Source organism: Glaciimonas sp. CA11.2, from assembly GCF_034314045.1.
Classification (GTDB): domain Bacteria; phylum Pseudomonadota; class Gammaproteobacteria; order Burkholderiales; family Burkholderiaceae_D; genus Glaciimonas.
In genome coordinates, this window is sequence record NZ_JAVIWL010000001.1 from 3,351,325 (window position 1) to 3,365,592 (window position 14,268).

Below are 14,268 nucleotides of genomic sequence, written 5' to 3' on the forward strand. Positions count from 1 at the left end.
ACATCTGAATCTGACGCAAGAGCCGGACATCGCTATGTTACAAGCACTATTACCGCAAGAGCAGCAGGAAATGTTGCGTTTCCGCCAGCGCGAAGATCGGGTTCGTTTTGCCGGTGTGCGCGCTGCATTGAGAAAAATATTAGGAACTGTGTACCACGTAGATCCGATGGCATTGATCCAACGCGATCATTTCGGAAAACCGGAATTAGTTACGCCACTAGGTGCATCGCTTGCGTTCAACGTATCGCATTCAGGCGCGTGTGGCTTAATCGCTGTATCTCAGTCGGGGCAAGTCGGTGTTGATATTGAAAAATTATCGCCGATAAATGTTGCGGGTTTAGCGCCGCTTATTTGTACGCCATCAGAATGCGCCAGGCTTGCGGCATTGAGTGCCGCAGCAGCACAGGATGCCTTCTACCGTTTATGGGTCGGTAAGGAAGCGGCACTCAAGGCGGTCGGCGTAGGGATTGGCGGGGATCATATGCGGACCATTGCATTACAAGATGACGGACGCGTATGCACGCCGGATGCGGCTCCGCCATTTGATCCCGCATTGATCTCAGTGCAGCCAATAGTAACTACTGACGGCTATTGTGCAGCAGTCGCTTTATATTTCGCGCCATGAGGTCTTGGTGCAGCCGTTTATCTGGAGAGTTTCAACATGCAAATACAATCAATTGATACGACCGGCCTCTGTGTCGAGTTTGGCTTTCCGCTGAAAGTCAGTCCACTTGAGTCGGGTGCCAGCGTGATGAGTCTTTTACCGCAATTGCATGCACTCGTGACATCACGGCTGCCAGAAGTCGGAGCGATTTTATTTACCGGATTCGCTGTTGGCGGGGCCGAAGCCTTCCAACAATTTGCGGCATCGTTTGGGTATCCGCTACTGAACTATGAATTTGGCTCGACGCCACGCAGCAAGGTCAGTGGCGGCATTTACACCTCGACCGAATATCCGGCACATCAACATATTCCGCTACATAACGAGCAAGCTTACACCAGCGAATGGCCGATGAAGATATGGTTCTATTGCGATATTGCCGCACAGGTCGGTGGCGAGACGCCAATTGCCGATAGCCGTGCGGTGTATCGCGACATCGCACCAGAGATTCGCCAGCGCTTCATTGACAAAGGCTTGATGTACGTGCGCAATTATGGCAACGGACTGGATTTGCCGTGGCAACGGGTTTTTAATACCGAGAATACGGCGGAAGTAGAGGCCTATTGCAATCAGCACGCGATTGCGTTTGAGTGGTCGGAGGAGGGCGATTTGCGCACTAGTCAACGCTGTAAAGGCGTCGGCCAACATCCGGTCACGGGCGATGCTGTGTGGTTCAATCAGGCGCATTTGTTTCATATTTCGACGCTGGAGCCCGATATGCGCGAAATATTATTAGATAGCGTGGGCGAAGAAAACTTGCCGCGGAATGTGTATTACGGTGACGGCAGTGTAATAACCGATGCAGAACTGGATCACGTTCGGACGGTGTTAGAGGCGCACAAAGTAGCGTTTCCATGGCAACAAGGTGACGTCCTGATGCTGGACAATATGTTGTCCGCACATGCGCGTGCGCCATTCACCGGTTCGCGCAAAGTCATGGTGGCGATGGCGGAAAGCCATGGTGATCGTTAAGCGCGTTTCAAGCGGTCAAGGTTTATCGCATTATTCCTTTTGCATTACTCCTTACTTGTCATTGCTTCAGGCGCTGCTTATTTAGTATGAATTTAGTTTCAGTTTAGTTTCAACAATAGGAACGGCATGACCTCCTCAACAATCGCTTCTTTGCATGATCCTGCCAAATCACTGACTTCTGCGCCAGCGTTGTCAGCGCACGACATTTCGGTTTCGTATCAAGATCACGCAGTGTTCAAAGGATTGAGTCTGGATATCGCCCCCGGACAAATCACTGCATTGTGCGGGCCGAACGGCTGTGGCAAGAGCACACTGCTACGCAGTCTCGCTGGCTTGCAACCGATTACAGAAGGCACGATCTCAGTCAAAGGGCGACCACTAGCATCCTATAAGCGGCGCGAACTCGCTCAGACGCTCACCATGCTGGCCCAGTTTAATCAGATTCCTGAAGGATTAACGGTCGCCGAACTTGTGGCTTACGGTCGTTATGCGTTTGGATCGATTTTTTCAGGTCCGTCCAATGCCGACCGTGCTGCCGTGATGGATGCCTTGATCGCGACCGGACTTCAGGATTATGCAGATCGTCAGGTGACTGCGCTGTCCGGCGGAGAGCGGCAGCGGGCCTGGGTCGCCATGGCGTTAGCGCAAGAGTGTGAAATATTGCTCCTTGATGAACCGACGACTTATCTCGATATTCATCATCAGATTGATGTATTGCGAGAGTTACGCCGCCTTAACCGCGAACGTGGACTGACGATTGTGTGGGTATTGCATGAGCTCAATCAAGCGGCTGCCTTTAGCGATCATATCGTCCTGATGCGCGGAGGACGCATTTTGCATCAAGGCACGCCCGATGCCATGATCGATCCAGTCTGTCTGTCGGAAACATTCGGTTTGCCGATGATGCGCCTCAACCATCCCGAAAGCGGCGAGCCAGTGTGTTTGCCGTCTTATCGTTCTACTGAAGAAACCCGTCCGATCAGTACTGCCACCGTTGCTGTTAACGCTCCCAAGGACAAACTTAAAAGCGGCCTCAAAAACCGCATCAAAGACAGCACATCAGCGTACGCGGCATGAATGTTATGACGGCCAAAACTTCTCTTTTCTCGCCTTTTCTTTTCCAGGGATCAAGGACAAACCAGCTTGCCATTGGCGGCACACTTTTCCTGATTATGTTAGCCGCGCTGCGCCTGTGGCCGGATATCAATGCGCTATCGCAATCAGATGCGACCATGCCAGATGGTCAGGTTGCGCGTCTACTCCTATACGAATTGCGATTGCCGCGTGTCCTGGCAGCACTGGTTTCAGGTGCGGCGCTTGGTTTGTCCGGTGCACTGTTTCAGGCCCTTACCCGCAATCCGTTAGCCGCACCTGATTTATTAGGCGTCACCGGCGGTGCGCAACTTGGCGTATTCGCCGCGATCATGTTGCCTGCCTTGGGCGGCGTCGCCAATGTGCCGTTATTGTTTGGCTGCGGATTATTGGCCGCGCTGTTAGCGATGGTGACAGCGGGCGGCTGGCGCGTATCTGCGTTGCAATTGATTATCGCCGGAACTGCCTGCTCGCTACTGTTTTCGGCCATCACCATGATGCTGCTGACGATATTTGAAGATGATATTGCGAGCGTTGCGTTGTGGAGTAACGGCGTGCTATATCAACCCGGTGCGGCGGGGCTCATTACTGTCATGAAATGGTTGATTGCGCCACTCTTAGTATTACCGTGGTTAATTCGTCCGTTAGAAGTCAGTGCGCTCGGCGATGACGGTGCGCGGATGCTCGGCGTACCATTGAGACCAATGCGGTTAGTGACGATGGTCACCGCAACCATGTTTGCTGCCGCAGCGGTGAGCGTGGCGGGACCAATGGGTTTTGTCGGACTGATCGCACCTAATCTTATCCGCGCCGCGGGTGTGCACAGACTCCGTGCTCTTGTGCCACTATCGGCCTTATGGGGCGGATGTATTCTGCTCGCCGCGGATAGCCTCGTACTAGCGTTGAAATTGGATGCCACCGTTTCCACCGGCGTCATGATTGCCGTTATCGGTACACCCGTTTTACTACTGCTGATTCATCGCAAGCGCATGCTGGCAGGCGCAGAAACCGAAGTGCGTGCCGCGCTGCGTGTCAATTTATCTTTTCAGACCTGTCTATTGCTCTGTGTCAGTGTGCTCATTGCGTTGGCTGCCTTTGCCGTCGCGTGCGGCGATACCTGGCTTAGTCCGCTAAGTTGGTGGGAAGCAGCAATAGGCAACGATGCGGTGGCACGGCTAATAATTGACTTGCGACTTTCACGCGTGTTGACAGCCATGTTGGCCGGTGCATTGCTAGCGGGCAGCGGGACTTTATTGCAAAGCGTCGTGCGCAACCCTCTCGCGGGGCCGGAAGTGTTAGGCATTACCCAAGGGGCGGGTTTAGCAGTGTTGTTAGCGTTAGTCGTATCGCCGTTGGTCTCGCGTCCCGCCATGTTCGGGGCTTCGTTACTAGGTGGCACAACTATCTTGCTCATCATATTGTTTCTTAACCGTCGCCATCGTCTGGCACCTTTGCCAGTCGCACTAACCGGCATAGCTTTAGGCGCGATGTGTGCCGCGCTCTCTCAATGGCTGATCGTTGAAAACAGCGTTCAGCAAGCTCGCTTTCTGGTCTGGCTGGTCGGCGGCACGTATGGTCGGAGCGCCACTGATGCGGCATCATTATTGCCATGGCTGGTGCTGACTATACCGATGATTTACTGGCTCGCGCGCCCACTCGATCTGCTGGCACTCGGCGAGCAAAGTGCCGCGGCACTCGGCGTTCCAGTGACACGTTTGCGACTGGTCGCTCTGGGACTAGCCACGCTCTTAGCATGCGCCGCCGTTGCGGTTGTAGGGCCAGTCGCATTTGTAGGTTTGATGACGCCGCATCTGGCGCGCATGCTCGGCTTTCATCCGCATCGTCGTCGGCTTCCAATTGCCATGCTTTTCGGTGCCATTTTGTTGGGACTTGCTGACATCTTGGGGCGCACTATCTTGGCACCGATCGAAATACCGGCTGGCGTCATGACAGCTCTGATTGGCGCGCCGTATCTGCTTGGCATGTTAGCGTTCAGTCGTCGTAAGCGTTCAGCGCGAGGTCGTCAATGAATGCCGTCGCGATAGACCATTTTGGCAATTCAATCTGCCTGGCCGCATCCGTACCAGCAGAATTCGCAGCGCAGTGTCGAAGTGTCTGGCTTGGCCGACATCCAGTCATCAAAGGAACCAGCCTGTTAGTACCAGCTAACCGGCTGACGGAGCATGTGGCGTCATTAATCACCGCGATGCAACAGCATTACGCTGGCGACGATATCCGCGCACTATTATCGCAATGGAGTAAATATTATTTCAGTCTGATCATTCCCGCCGCTGTGGTCGCCGCCCGCGTATTACGCCGTCCGCTCCACATGGCGTTGGAAGCAAGTACGTTAGTACTACGCAACGGCATGCCCCATACGCTGTGGTTGCCTGCCGACGCGCTTGGCGCCATTACGGATGATCCTCTTGCGCGCTATCACTCACTATGTGTAGAACACCTTGCACCACAAATAGCCGCCATTTCAGCAGCCGCAAAAATTCCCGCTCGTGTGCTGTGGAGTAACGTTGGCAATTCATTAGAATATGCACTCTCTACGCTCGCCGTGGATGAAAGCACAGCGCACGATATCGCCTACCTATTCGAGCGTCAGGCCTTCTTCGATACCAGTCAACCCAACCCCTTATACAGGGCGATTCGTTATGTGCGAGCGGTATCGGCACAGTTGCCCAACCCAATGCGTATCAGACGCATTTGCTGTCTTCGCAACCAATTACCCGGCGAACAAATGTTGTGCTCAAGCTGTCCTTTACTAGTAAACCTCAAAGAACCGTTACTCGCGATCCAGTTGCAATTGATGAACCAAGGTGACGACGCGTGATGCAATTCTTTCAAAAAATGATGTTAGCCATTTGTTGCTTTTTGATCCTAACGGCAACACAGGCCATGGCCTCGGATGAGATCGGTATACGTAGCGCCGTATTACCCGACCATCCAAAGCGCATAGTAGTGCTAGAATTTTTGTTCGCCGAGTCGCTCGCCGCGCTTGACCTGACACCAGTTGGCATGGTCGACCCAGATCGCTACCGTGAATGGATCGGTTACGACAATGCGCGCTTTAGCAACGTTATTGATATCGGCACACGCCAGCAACCCAGTCTGGAAGCCATCGCCAGACTTAAACCTGATCTCATCGTGGGCGTCACGTTCAGGCACGCCGCATTGTTTGATGCCTTTGAGCGAATCGCTCCCACTGTACTTTTCAACTTCAACGCAACCGACATCAAAGTCAATCAGCTCGATCACGCACTTAAGGTGTTTGACGTATTTGCAAAACTCGCTGGTCGTAGCGCGGCTGGTAAAAAAGTAGAGCAGAACTTGGAAATATCACTGGCAGCCGACCGCGCACGTCTCACTGCTGCCGGATTATCCGGCAAGCGCTTAGCCGTATTGCAAGAACTTGGTCTGCAAGACATGTACTGGGCTTACGCCACCAACAGCATGGCCGGTGGTATTGCCCAGGTATTAGGACTCTCCCTTTGGCCCAACTGGCCGACAAAAGAAGGAACAACGTTTGTATCATCTGAAGACCTTCTTAAGCAGAAAGAATTGCACGTCTTGATGATCAGCGCAACCGGTCCAGAAGTCGGATTAGCACAAAAGCTCCATTCACCAATCTGGCGCTATGTGCCAGCACGCATTGCCGGACACGTAGCGTTAGTACCACGCAATATATGGGGATTCGGCGGCCCGATGTCAGCGGCTAAATTGTCGCGTCAGTTGACGGATGCAATGCTCGCGGCGGGGCGGGGTGATGGCGCGTTGAATAGGTAAGGGCGATTTTGGTGTTTTTTCAATTTAAGGATAAATCGCTGCATTTAACTTATAAACGTCGGATACAGAATCAAATATTAGCCACTGCACCAAAAAGCTTAAAAGTACTCATCAATGCGTAATCAGGTCTGCACAAAAAATCGCCTTGATGCTCTATACTCTTTTTGTCCCTGAAAAAAAAGGGAACTGGTTTGACGACTTGATACTTGATATATCCAAAGAGCGTGCCGCGAAATGCGGTTTTTTTATTTGCGCTCGTCTTTGTGCGTCCTCTTTAGGCAGCGGTGACGGTTAAGCGTTTTAATCCTATCAAGACAAATACAATGCCTCACATCTTGTTTTACCAATCCTGTTTACACACCATCCACCGCATTCCTGGTTACGTCAAAGTCGAAGAAGTATCCGATGTTGCCCGGCACGCTGCCAAGGTGATGCCATCATGACCAAACCAAACATCCCCAATAACTCGCCCGGACCAACAACGCAACCGGAACCAGCGTCAATCCACCAAGCCTTTTCATGGCTGCCGCTTGAACATAGAACAGATCCACATGCGCAATTTATTGCCATGACCAATGACATCTGCCTTGGCGTACAAACCTGTATCGATCTGGCCCATTTCAGCACCATGGACCGAGGCAGCGATACAAAACCCGTGCTGGATACCGCCGACACCGACCGCTTGTTACGCATGGCTTCAATGTCATCACAAATGCTGGCGGATGTGGCAGAGAGTCGGATTGATCGACTGAAGCGTCAACCTGATCAGCAAACGGAATAACCGACCTAAAAGCCTCTAGCGTCAATGCTGGCGGACAGATTTTTGCCCCGATGTTAAATAATTAAACGCACCAAACTGGCACGACGTGCCCGCATGAATCTGGCGCATAGCGGCCATAAAACAACACTCACTCCGTACCATTTTCATGTCGATTTAGTTTTCTGGCTAGCGCATTCGCACGTCTATACCAACTCTATTTTCCAGGTTAATTTACTATTTAATTCGGTGCAATTTAGTATCAGACGACACGTAAGAAATTCCTTATTGTTCACAATCACCCCTTTTTTATTGCGCCTAATCCGATCTAGTATTGCGCACTTACACACTTTTTATCCGCCATTGCGCTGAATAAAAATCTAACAAATTCTTGAGCATTTTTCTTATACCAAACAGACAGAAGCGCCATGTCGTGTCTCGCCCGTGTTGATTTCACGTGCGCGTATCGACATCGGCGGTAGTTGTTAAGACGCAGAAAGAGGCATCGGCGCTGCAGCAATACGATCCAGTGCGTGGCGTATTTCGCGGGTTGAGTGTGGCGATTCTTAGTGCTTTCGTTAGCATGATTTTACTTAGCAATAAGGTCAGCGCGAAATTAATCAGTAAAAAAATGGTGCCAAATACACCGGGCGATACTACGAGTTTTGTTATCACTGACCGCCACGATAACCCGGATGAGGCGTCGTCAGCTTGTGTGCGCTTTGAAAAAAATATGGCGCGATCTACATAGAGCAATCTATTCTGTAATCAAAGCTACAGCAAAAACTGTGCTTATGGTTGAGTCAAAATCATTACGAGTTGATGCAGTACGTTTGGTCTTTGAGAGACGTCTAAAAAAGCGGCGGCCTTAACTACTTTAAACTTGCGGCCTGAAGATTATGCTTTGGCCGAAGCTTATTTTGCGCAAAATCCACCCCATGGAAACAATGCCAAGCCATCACCAATTAAACCGTGAATTCATCATGAGCCATTGATAATTTTCTGATCGCGGTCTGGCGGCCCCTTCCGACCAAGGGCGGCGAACCAACGACCGTCACCGATATTTTTTACATTTATGCCGACCACAGCAATACACCCCGCGTCATCACCGACGCCAGCAATAACCAGATGGTCTGGCGCTGGGATCTTGGCGATCCGTTCGGCATCTTGCCACCAAGTGAGAATCCACGCGGACTCGGCAACTTCACCTACAACCCGCGCTTCCCCGGCCAGTTGTATGATCGGGAGACGGATCACTTTTATAATTACTATCGGGATTATGATCCGCAGTTGGGACGGTATTTGCAGAGCGACCCGATTGGGTTGGCGGGTGGGATTAATACGTGCACTTACGGATTGAATAACCCTTTAACTTACACGGATCCTACGGGGCAGAATGCCGCAACACCAATAATATTGGATTAAAACCAATAATATTGGATTAAATGCTTACGGTCGCTATGCTCTCGACGATAGTTATATTGGTCTAATACGATGTAAGCAAGAATGCCAAGAAACATTCGCGATGCAACTCATCGTGCCGAATAAGGCTATCGACAATAAATGTCTATACAGTTTCATTAATTTCCAATCTGTTTTGAGAGATTTTCCTTAGCTAGCCAGCGCGAGCGGCTTAATCGCTTGGGCGATGGCCTTTCCAGCAGATATCTCGGCAATACGAAGATCGTAGGCGCTTTGGAGGTTCAACCAGCCTTGCGCCTCGCTACCAAAATACCGTTCGAGGCGCAGGGCTGTATCAGCAGACACGCCACGTACTCCTTGGGTGATCTCGCTAAGACGCGAGTAAGGAACATGCAGAGCCAAAGCCACAGCCCGCACGCTGACACCCATAGGCTTCAGGCTCAGTGTGGGTCTTTCATCAATACGTCGTAGGGTCCACTTTCACCCCACTTAAAGGTTAGACGCCACTGGTCGTTGATCCGCGCATGCCAAGCGCCGTTGTACTCTTTCAGGTCGTTGCCTGGCGGGACTTTCATAAAATTCACTGAGGGTGCTGAATTGAGTAGGGCCAGCTTACGCTCGGCTACACTCTTTATGTTGGCAAACCGGCGACTCTTGCCCGTGGTGAACAGGGCTTCAGTGTTACTACAGTTAACAGTCAATATGGACTACTATTTTTCCATTAATCAGGTAATTAATAACACTGGAAAAATAGGATTCTGTCGCGTTAGCAGAGACAGATCAGACTGCTAGCAGACTTTGATCAACCTTTAAACTGAACGGATTTATCGCGCCAAACTATAAAATTGGTTGGCAAAAGACATTTCATCGGATATTTCCATTTTGGGCCGTCCTTTGCGTATGTTGTGCATCAGTTCAATGCGCGCTAATACGTTTTTACCTGCAGGGGTAAAGTTGATGTTAAGCATTGGTTTGTTCCCCCGTTCGATTGCACCTCTTCATCAACAATCATCCCATTTTCCAGCTTGATACAGCGATCCGCCAGGTGGAAATAGCGGTCGTCGTGGGTGATGGCGAGTACGGCTTTGCCGCGTGCTGCCAACTCTGGCAATAATTCCTGATAGAACACGGTTTTGAACATGGGGTCTTGATCTGCTGCCCATTCATCGAACAGATAAAACGGTCTGTCTTCGAGATAGGCGACAACCAGCGCTAGGCGCTTGCGTTGGCCTTGCGATAGTTCTCGTGTTGAAAAGGCGCCGTTGACGATTTTTACTTTGTGATCTAGATGGAGTTTTGCCAGCAGTGCATTGGCACGGGCGTCCAGATCGCTTGAATCACCTGGTTTTCCGTTGGCGTTGGAACTGATACCAAGCAGCGATTCAAACAAATGAAAGTCTGAGAATACCGCTGAGAAAAGTTGACGGTATTGCGGCCGATTGACGTCGTTAATGATGTGTCCGTTGACGCGTACATCGGCACCTTCTGGCGTATAAAGACCTACTAATAACTTTGCCAGGGTGGTTTTTCCACTACCATTTCCACCGACTAAAAATGTTAATTCACCGGGTTTGAAGGTCAGGTCCATGGGGCCGAACTGGAACATGCCGTCTTCTTTTTCGCGATAGTAGCGATGCGTCAGTCCTCTGATGGATAGTTGTTGGAAGTCGTCAAATGTCGTGGACGTAGTGTCGTTTTCAACGTCTTGGAGTTCCTGCAAAACGTTCTCTATACGGCCGAGCGAGACGCGGGCGGCGTTGAGTGTTGGCAGGTTGTTGAGTACACCATCCAGCGGCACCAGCATGAATAGAAATACGATCACATAACCGGCCAGAACCTTGAAATCGATGACGGCAATTTGACTTGGCAGAAAAATCACTACGCCGAGGAATACGTAGAATAGAAACAAAATCCAGCCGACTCCGACGGCATACGATACGAACGCCTTGGTACGATGCAAGCGCACTGCGTCAATCTCTGGATTCAGTGATTCGTGCATAAAACTGCGGGCGCGTTCGCGATGTAATTTTAGCTCTTTAGCACCGGCGAATAAGGCGTTGAAGTAGCCGAACAGTTTGTCTTGCGCCACGCCAGCAGCTTCTAGCGCCTTGATGGCACGGGCATCGCCGAGTCGATAGCCTAGCGAACCGATGACGACGACTGCGCTTGCCAGGAAGAATACTGGCCATGACAAATAGGCCAGATATCCAAGGCAACCGGCGACGATGGAGCCGTGCATAAGCAGATTGGGTAGGGCGAAGAAAAGCATCGACACATTGGTCGCATCTTCGGTAACGATCGATTGTGCACGCGCTGCACCCAATTTTTCGACATCGCGATAGGACGCGCTGGCGACGCGTTGGGAAATATGTTCGCGCATTTTACTCATCGTGCCTTGACTGAGTTGTGCAAACAGTACGCCACCCAGAATCCGGCTTACCAGCGTCAGCACGGCCAGCCCCGCAAATTTCCAGGCCAGCGGCGTGAGCGCCTCGGGTGTGGCTGTCAGCGCATGGTTGATGAGCGCGACCAGCGACACGCTGGAAAGTCCATTGACGACGCAGGCAATTAACGCTATAGCGAGCGGCCAGCGCGAACGATATAGGAGTGACAGTAAAAGCCGGGTTGCCGGTCGATTTTTTTGGCGCGGTGGAGTCTTCATCGTATTCGCAAAAGTGGGTGTCATTGATTAGACGATTGGGAGGCGAGAATAATTAGCCAGGACTGTCGCAAAATCGCCCCAATTGCGTTGCGCTCTCCTGGCTGGACTAACGTACTGTCGTCGGCGCGCCTTGTTGAGAAGGTTTTGCGTAAATCTTATTAGCGTCTTTTTTTTTCGGGTGAAGGTCATGCTTAAAAAGTGCTGACCCCATTCGTCATCCCATTACAACCGCGAGGTTTGACGGTTATTGACGAATGAAATGACGAGAAGAAAAGACGGTAAGAAATGAGAAATGCGACAGGCGTTGAGCGCCATCTTCCGTATTGGCAAGCAAAATTAGGGGATGCCGACGCGCAATTAGTATTGCCTTATGACCGGCCGCGGCGTTTTCCGCGTTCGCATCAGGTTGTGCGCCATCCTTTTGCGCTGACCGATCTGTTAACTAGTCGGTTGCGTCATTGCCAGCGAGATGGGCGACACAGCCTGGAAGGTACATTTTTATCCGCATTTGCTGCGCTGCTGCATCGATATAGCGGCGAGTCGGCGTTGCGGGTGGCGGTGTCGGGCGCGGAAGATGCATATTTGTCATTAATTCAGCCACTAGGACGGCAGCCGGTATCATCATTATTGGCCGATGTTGACGCAGCATTAAACGATGCGCGGGCGCATCCGTTGCCATTATCGTTGCTCGCTTTACAGCAAAAAAAATGCTTTGCAGATGGGTTGGATGGTGATGAAGACTTGTGTCGGGTCGCTGCTTTTCACCATCCTTTCGGCGAGGAAATGTGGTATTCGAACAACGCGCCACAACTTGAGGGTGCGCCTTTTTTTGACCTAACGCTTGTCACCGAGGAAAGCGCAGATGGCGTGTTAAGCGGTGCGTTCGTGTACGCGGCAGAGTTGTTTTTGCCGTCAACGATTACCCGATTGACCGGCCATTATCTGGCGTTGTTGGAGCAAGTTGCCCAAAATCCGAGTATTACCCTTAATCAATTGGCATTGTTAAGCGATGCAGAACAAGCGCAAATTACGCGCTGGAATGCGGCAGCAGATCAAACAGTTGAAAAACTATTTGTGCCCATCCATACGGCGTTGACTGCGCAAGCCGAGATGTACGGAGACCGCATTGCGCTATGCCATGGCGTAACGACTGTGAGTTGTGATGAATTGAATATTCGCTCAAATAGGCTGGCGCATCGTCTGATCGCCAGCGGGGTAAAAGCCGAGGCACGGGTCGGTGTCAGCATCGAACGTTCTGCCGAGATGATCATCGCGTTGCTGGCGATTCTCAAAGCCGGTGGCGCGTTTGTGCCGCTTGATCCGCGTTATCCGGCTGCACGTTTGTCCTACATGCTCAGTGATGCTGGTGTGCAACATCTGGTCACGCAGCGCGGATTATCGACTGTAGCAATCACGCCCGACTCGATGACCACCTTGTACGTGGAGGACGTGCAAAATGAGGATTCCACGGAATATGATCATCCGCCCGCCGTGGTCATTCATCCGTCGCAAAGCGCCTATTTAATTTATACCTCCGGTTCGACCGGTCAACCGAAAGGGGTCACTGTCGAACACGGACCGCTGGCACGGCATTGTCAGGCCATCGGTGAACGTTATCAGATGAGTGTCGAAGATCGGGTCTTGCATTTTGCCTCGATCAACTTTGATCTGGCGCATGAGTACTGGCTGATGCCGTTACTGTTTGGCGCACGCCTGGTGATTACCGACAACGTGTTATGGAGTCCGGCTGAGACCTGCGCACAACTGGCGCATCACGGCGTGACCGTGGCTGCGTTTCCACCGAGTTATCTGGTGCAACTGGCCGAAGCGGCGCAAGCACGTCAGGATAAGCTGGCTTTGCGGGTACTTGCCTTTGGCGGTGAAGCGCTCTCGCGTGAACACTTCGAACTGGTGCGCACCGTGTTTGCCCCTGCGACCCTGATCAATGGCTACGGTCCGACCGAAACCGTGATTTCGCCGATGCTCTGGATCACGCAACCGGATACCGATCCTGCCGAATGGCAACATAACGCCTATCTACCGATAGGCACGCCGGTCGGTGCACGCTCGGCGTATGTGCTGGATGCCGCGCTCAATGCGCTGCCGGTCGGTGTCGCAGGCGAACTCTATCTGGGCGGCGCGGAACTGGCGCGTGGGTATCACGCGCGCGCAGGGATGACCGCCGAGCGGTTTATCCCTGATCCATTCTGTGCTGGCGGTCGACTGTATCGTACCGGCGACCGCGCCCGTTGGCGCAGCGACGGCAGTGTGGATTATTTGGGGCGATTGGATCATCAGGTTAAATTGCGTGGTGTGCGCATCGAACCGGGCGAAATTGAGGCGCAATTGCTAGCATGTTTGGGTGTGCGGGAAGCGGCGGTATTGGTCCACGGCGACGGGGGCGATGGGCAACTGGTGGCTTATCTGGTGGCGGAAGAAAGCGGTGCACCATTGGATCGGACGTTACTGAAATCTCAGCTTCAGCAACGTTTGCCGGATTACATGGTACCGGCCCAATTCATGCTGCTGGACCGCTTGCCGGTGACGGCCAACGGCAAGCTGGATCGTCGCGCGTTACCTGCGCCAACGTGGAAAGGTCGCGCTTATCGTGCGCCGGAAAGCGTTGTTGAGATCAGTCTGGGCACGATCTGGGCCGAGGTATTAAAGCTGGATCGCGTCGGCCTTGATGATCATTTCTTTGAACTGGGCGGGCATTCATTGTTGGCGACTCAAGCGACTGCGCTCATACGCGAACGACTGTTAATTGATATGTCGTTAGCTGATTTTTTTGAACATCCTACCCTTACGCAGTGCGCCGCACATCTGTCCCGACATGTTGGCGCGGCGCGATTGACTGAAGCGGACGATTTGTCCGATATGGACGCGTTGTTGCAAGCCTTGGAGAACTAA

At 52.0% G+C, this 14,268-nt stretch carries 14 protein-coding genes; 10 read left to right on the forward strand and 4 right to left on the reverse strand.

Annotated features, from left to right (window positions below):
• Positions 1-34 precede the first annotated feature (34 nt).
• The 8 genes from RGU75_RS14555 (at position 35) to RGU75_RS14590 (ending at position 8,025) form a co-directional block, all read left to right on the forward strand.
• Complete coding sequence (locus tag RGU75_RS14555; RefSeq protein WP_322237055.1) at positions 35-625, forward strand: 4'-phosphopantetheinyl transferase family protein; 591 nt, start codon at positions 35-37, stop codon at positions 623-625.
• 36 nt (positions 626-661) lie between these two features.
• The gene (locus RGU75_RS14560) at positions 662-1,633 is read left to right on the forward strand and encodes a TauD/TfdA family dioxygenase (RefSeq protein WP_322237057.1); all 972 of its coding nucleotides are present in this window, start codon (positions 662-664) and stop codon (positions 1,631-1,633) included.
• 126 nt (positions 1,634-1,759) lie between these two features.
• Positions 1,760-2,710 carry an ABC transporter ATP-binding protein gene (locus RGU75_RS14565; protein ID WP_322237059.1) on the forward strand — a complete coding sequence of 317 codons (951 nt, stop codon included), beginning with the start codon at positions 1,760-1,762 and terminating at the stop codon, positions 2,708-2,710.
• A gap of 5 nt (positions 2,711-2,715) precedes the next feature.
• Positions 2,716-4,755, forward strand: a complete 2,040-nt coding sequence (locus RGU75_RS14570) for an iron ABC transporter permease (protein ID WP_322237061.1) — start codon at positions 2,716-2,718, stop codon at positions 4,753-4,755.
• Complete coding sequence (gene fhuF, locus RGU75_RS14575) at positions 4,752-5,564, forward strand: siderophore-iron reductase FhuF (protein ID WP_322237063.1); 813 nt, start codon at positions 4,752-4,754, stop codon at positions 5,562-5,564. Before RGU75_RS14570 ends, fhuF begins: the two co-directional genes overlap by 4 nt.
• A complete protein-coding gene (locus RGU75_RS14580; RefSeq protein ID WP_322240537.1) occupies positions 5,564-6,517 on the forward strand; it encodes an iron-siderophore ABC transporter substrate-binding protein in 954 nt (317 codons plus the stop codon). Before fhuF ends, RGU75_RS14580 begins: the two co-directional genes overlap by 1 nt.
• 439 nt (positions 6,518-6,956) lie before the next feature.
• Positions 6,957-7,298: a hypothetical protein gene (locus RGU75_RS14585; RefSeq protein ID WP_322237065.1), complete on the forward strand. Its 342-nt coding sequence runs from the start codon at positions 6,957-6,959 to the stop codon at positions 7,296-7,298.
• A gap of 433 nt (positions 7,299-7,731) precedes the next feature.
• Positions 7,732-8,025, forward strand: coding sequence for a hypothetical protein (locus RGU75_RS14590; RefSeq protein WP_322237067.1), 294 nt, complete (start codon positions 7,732-7,734; stop codon positions 8,023-8,025).
• Between the two features lie 230 nt (positions 8,026-8,255).
• Here RGU75_RS14590 and RGU75_RS14595 read toward each other — a convergent pair whose 3' ends face one another.
• A complete protein-coding gene (locus tag RGU75_RS14595) occupies positions 8,256-8,531 on the reverse strand; it encodes a hypothetical protein (RefSeq protein WP_322240773.1) in 276 nt (91 codons plus the stop codon).
• On the opposite strand from RGU75_RS14595, the gene RGU75_RS14600 reads away from it, so the two are divergent.
• Positions 8,442-8,699 (forward strand): RHS repeat-associated core domain-containing protein, encoded by a 258-nt coding sequence (locus RGU75_RS14600; RefSeq protein WP_322240540.1) that lies wholly within the window; start codon positions 8,442-8,444, stop codon positions 8,697-8,699. The genes RGU75_RS14595 and RGU75_RS14600 overlap by 90 nt on opposite strands.
• Positions 8,700-8,885: 186 nt before the next feature.
• On the opposite strand, the gene RGU75_RS14605 is transcribed toward RGU75_RS14600, so the two are convergent.
• The 3 genes from RGU75_RS14605 to RGU75_RS14615 all read right to left on the reverse strand — a co-directional run bounded on the left by RGU75_RS14605 (position 8,886) and on the right by RGU75_RS14615 (position 11,358).
• Complete coding sequence (locus RGU75_RS14605) at positions 8,886-9,125, reverse strand: HigA family addiction module antitoxin (RefSeq protein ID WP_322237069.1); 240 nt, start codon at positions 9,123-9,125, stop codon at positions 8,886-8,888.
• An 11-nt stretch (positions 9,126-9,136) separates the two neighbouring features.
• Positions 9,137-9,397, reverse strand: a complete 261-nt coding sequence (locus RGU75_RS14610; RefSeq protein ID WP_322237072.1) for a type II toxin-antitoxin system RelE/ParE family toxin — start codon at positions 9,395-9,397, stop codon at positions 9,137-9,139.
• A gap of 224 nt (positions 9,398-9,621) precedes the next feature.
• Positions 9,622-11,358 carry a cyclic peptide export ABC transporter gene (locus RGU75_RS14615; protein WP_322237074.1) on the reverse strand — a complete coding sequence of 579 codons (1,737 nt, stop codon included), beginning with the start codon at positions 11,356-11,358 and terminating at the stop codon, positions 9,622-9,624.
• A gap of 285 nt (positions 11,359-11,643) precedes the next feature.
• On the opposite strand from RGU75_RS14615, the gene RGU75_RS14620 reads away from it, so the two are divergent.
• Complete coding sequence (locus RGU75_RS14620) at positions 11,644-14,268, forward strand: amino acid adenylation domain-containing protein (RefSeq protein WP_322237076.1); 2,625 nt, start codon at positions 11,644-11,646, stop codon at positions 14,266-14,268.

Bases quoted from the DNA above. Each gene is read 5' to 3' on its own strand.
- RGU75_RS14555 (WP_322237055.1), top strand. From the start codon at position 35: ATGTTACAAGCACTATTACCGCAAGAGCAGCAGGAAATGTTGCGTTTC.
- RGU75_RS14560 (WP_322237057.1), top strand. From the start codon at position 662: ATGCAAATACAATCAATTGATACGACCGGCCTCTGTGTCGAGTTTGGC.
- RGU75_RS14565 (WP_322237059.1), top strand. From the start codon at position 1,760: ATGACCTCCTCAACAATCGCTTCTTTGCATGATCCTGCCAAATCACTG.
- RGU75_RS14570 (WP_322237061.1), top strand. From the start codon at position 2,716: ATGACGGCCAAAACTTCTCTTTTCTCGCCTTTTCTTTTCCAGGGATCA.
- fhuF (WP_322237063.1), top strand. From the start codon at position 4,752: ATGAATGCCGTCGCGATAGACCATTTTGGCAATTCAATCTGCCTGGCC.
- RGU75_RS14580 (WP_322240537.1), top strand. From the start codon at position 5,564: ATGCAATTCTTTCAAAAAATGATGTTAGCCATTTGTTGCTTTTTGATC.
- RGU75_RS14585 (WP_322237065.1), top strand. From the start codon at position 6,957: ATGACCAAACCAAACATCCCCAATAACTCGCCCGGACCAACAACGCAA.
- RGU75_RS14605 (WP_322237069.1), bottom strand. From the start codon at position 9,125: ATGGGTGTCAGCGTGCGGGCTGTGGCTTTGGCTCTGCATGTTCCTTAC.
- RGU75_RS14615 (WP_322237074.1), bottom strand. From the start codon at position 11,358: ATGAAGACTCCACCGCGCCAAAAAAATCGACCGGCAACCCGGCTTTTA.
- RGU75_RS14620 (WP_322237076.1), top strand. From the start codon at position 11,644: ATGAGAAATGCGACAGGCGTTGAGCGCCATCTTCCGTATTGGCAAGCA.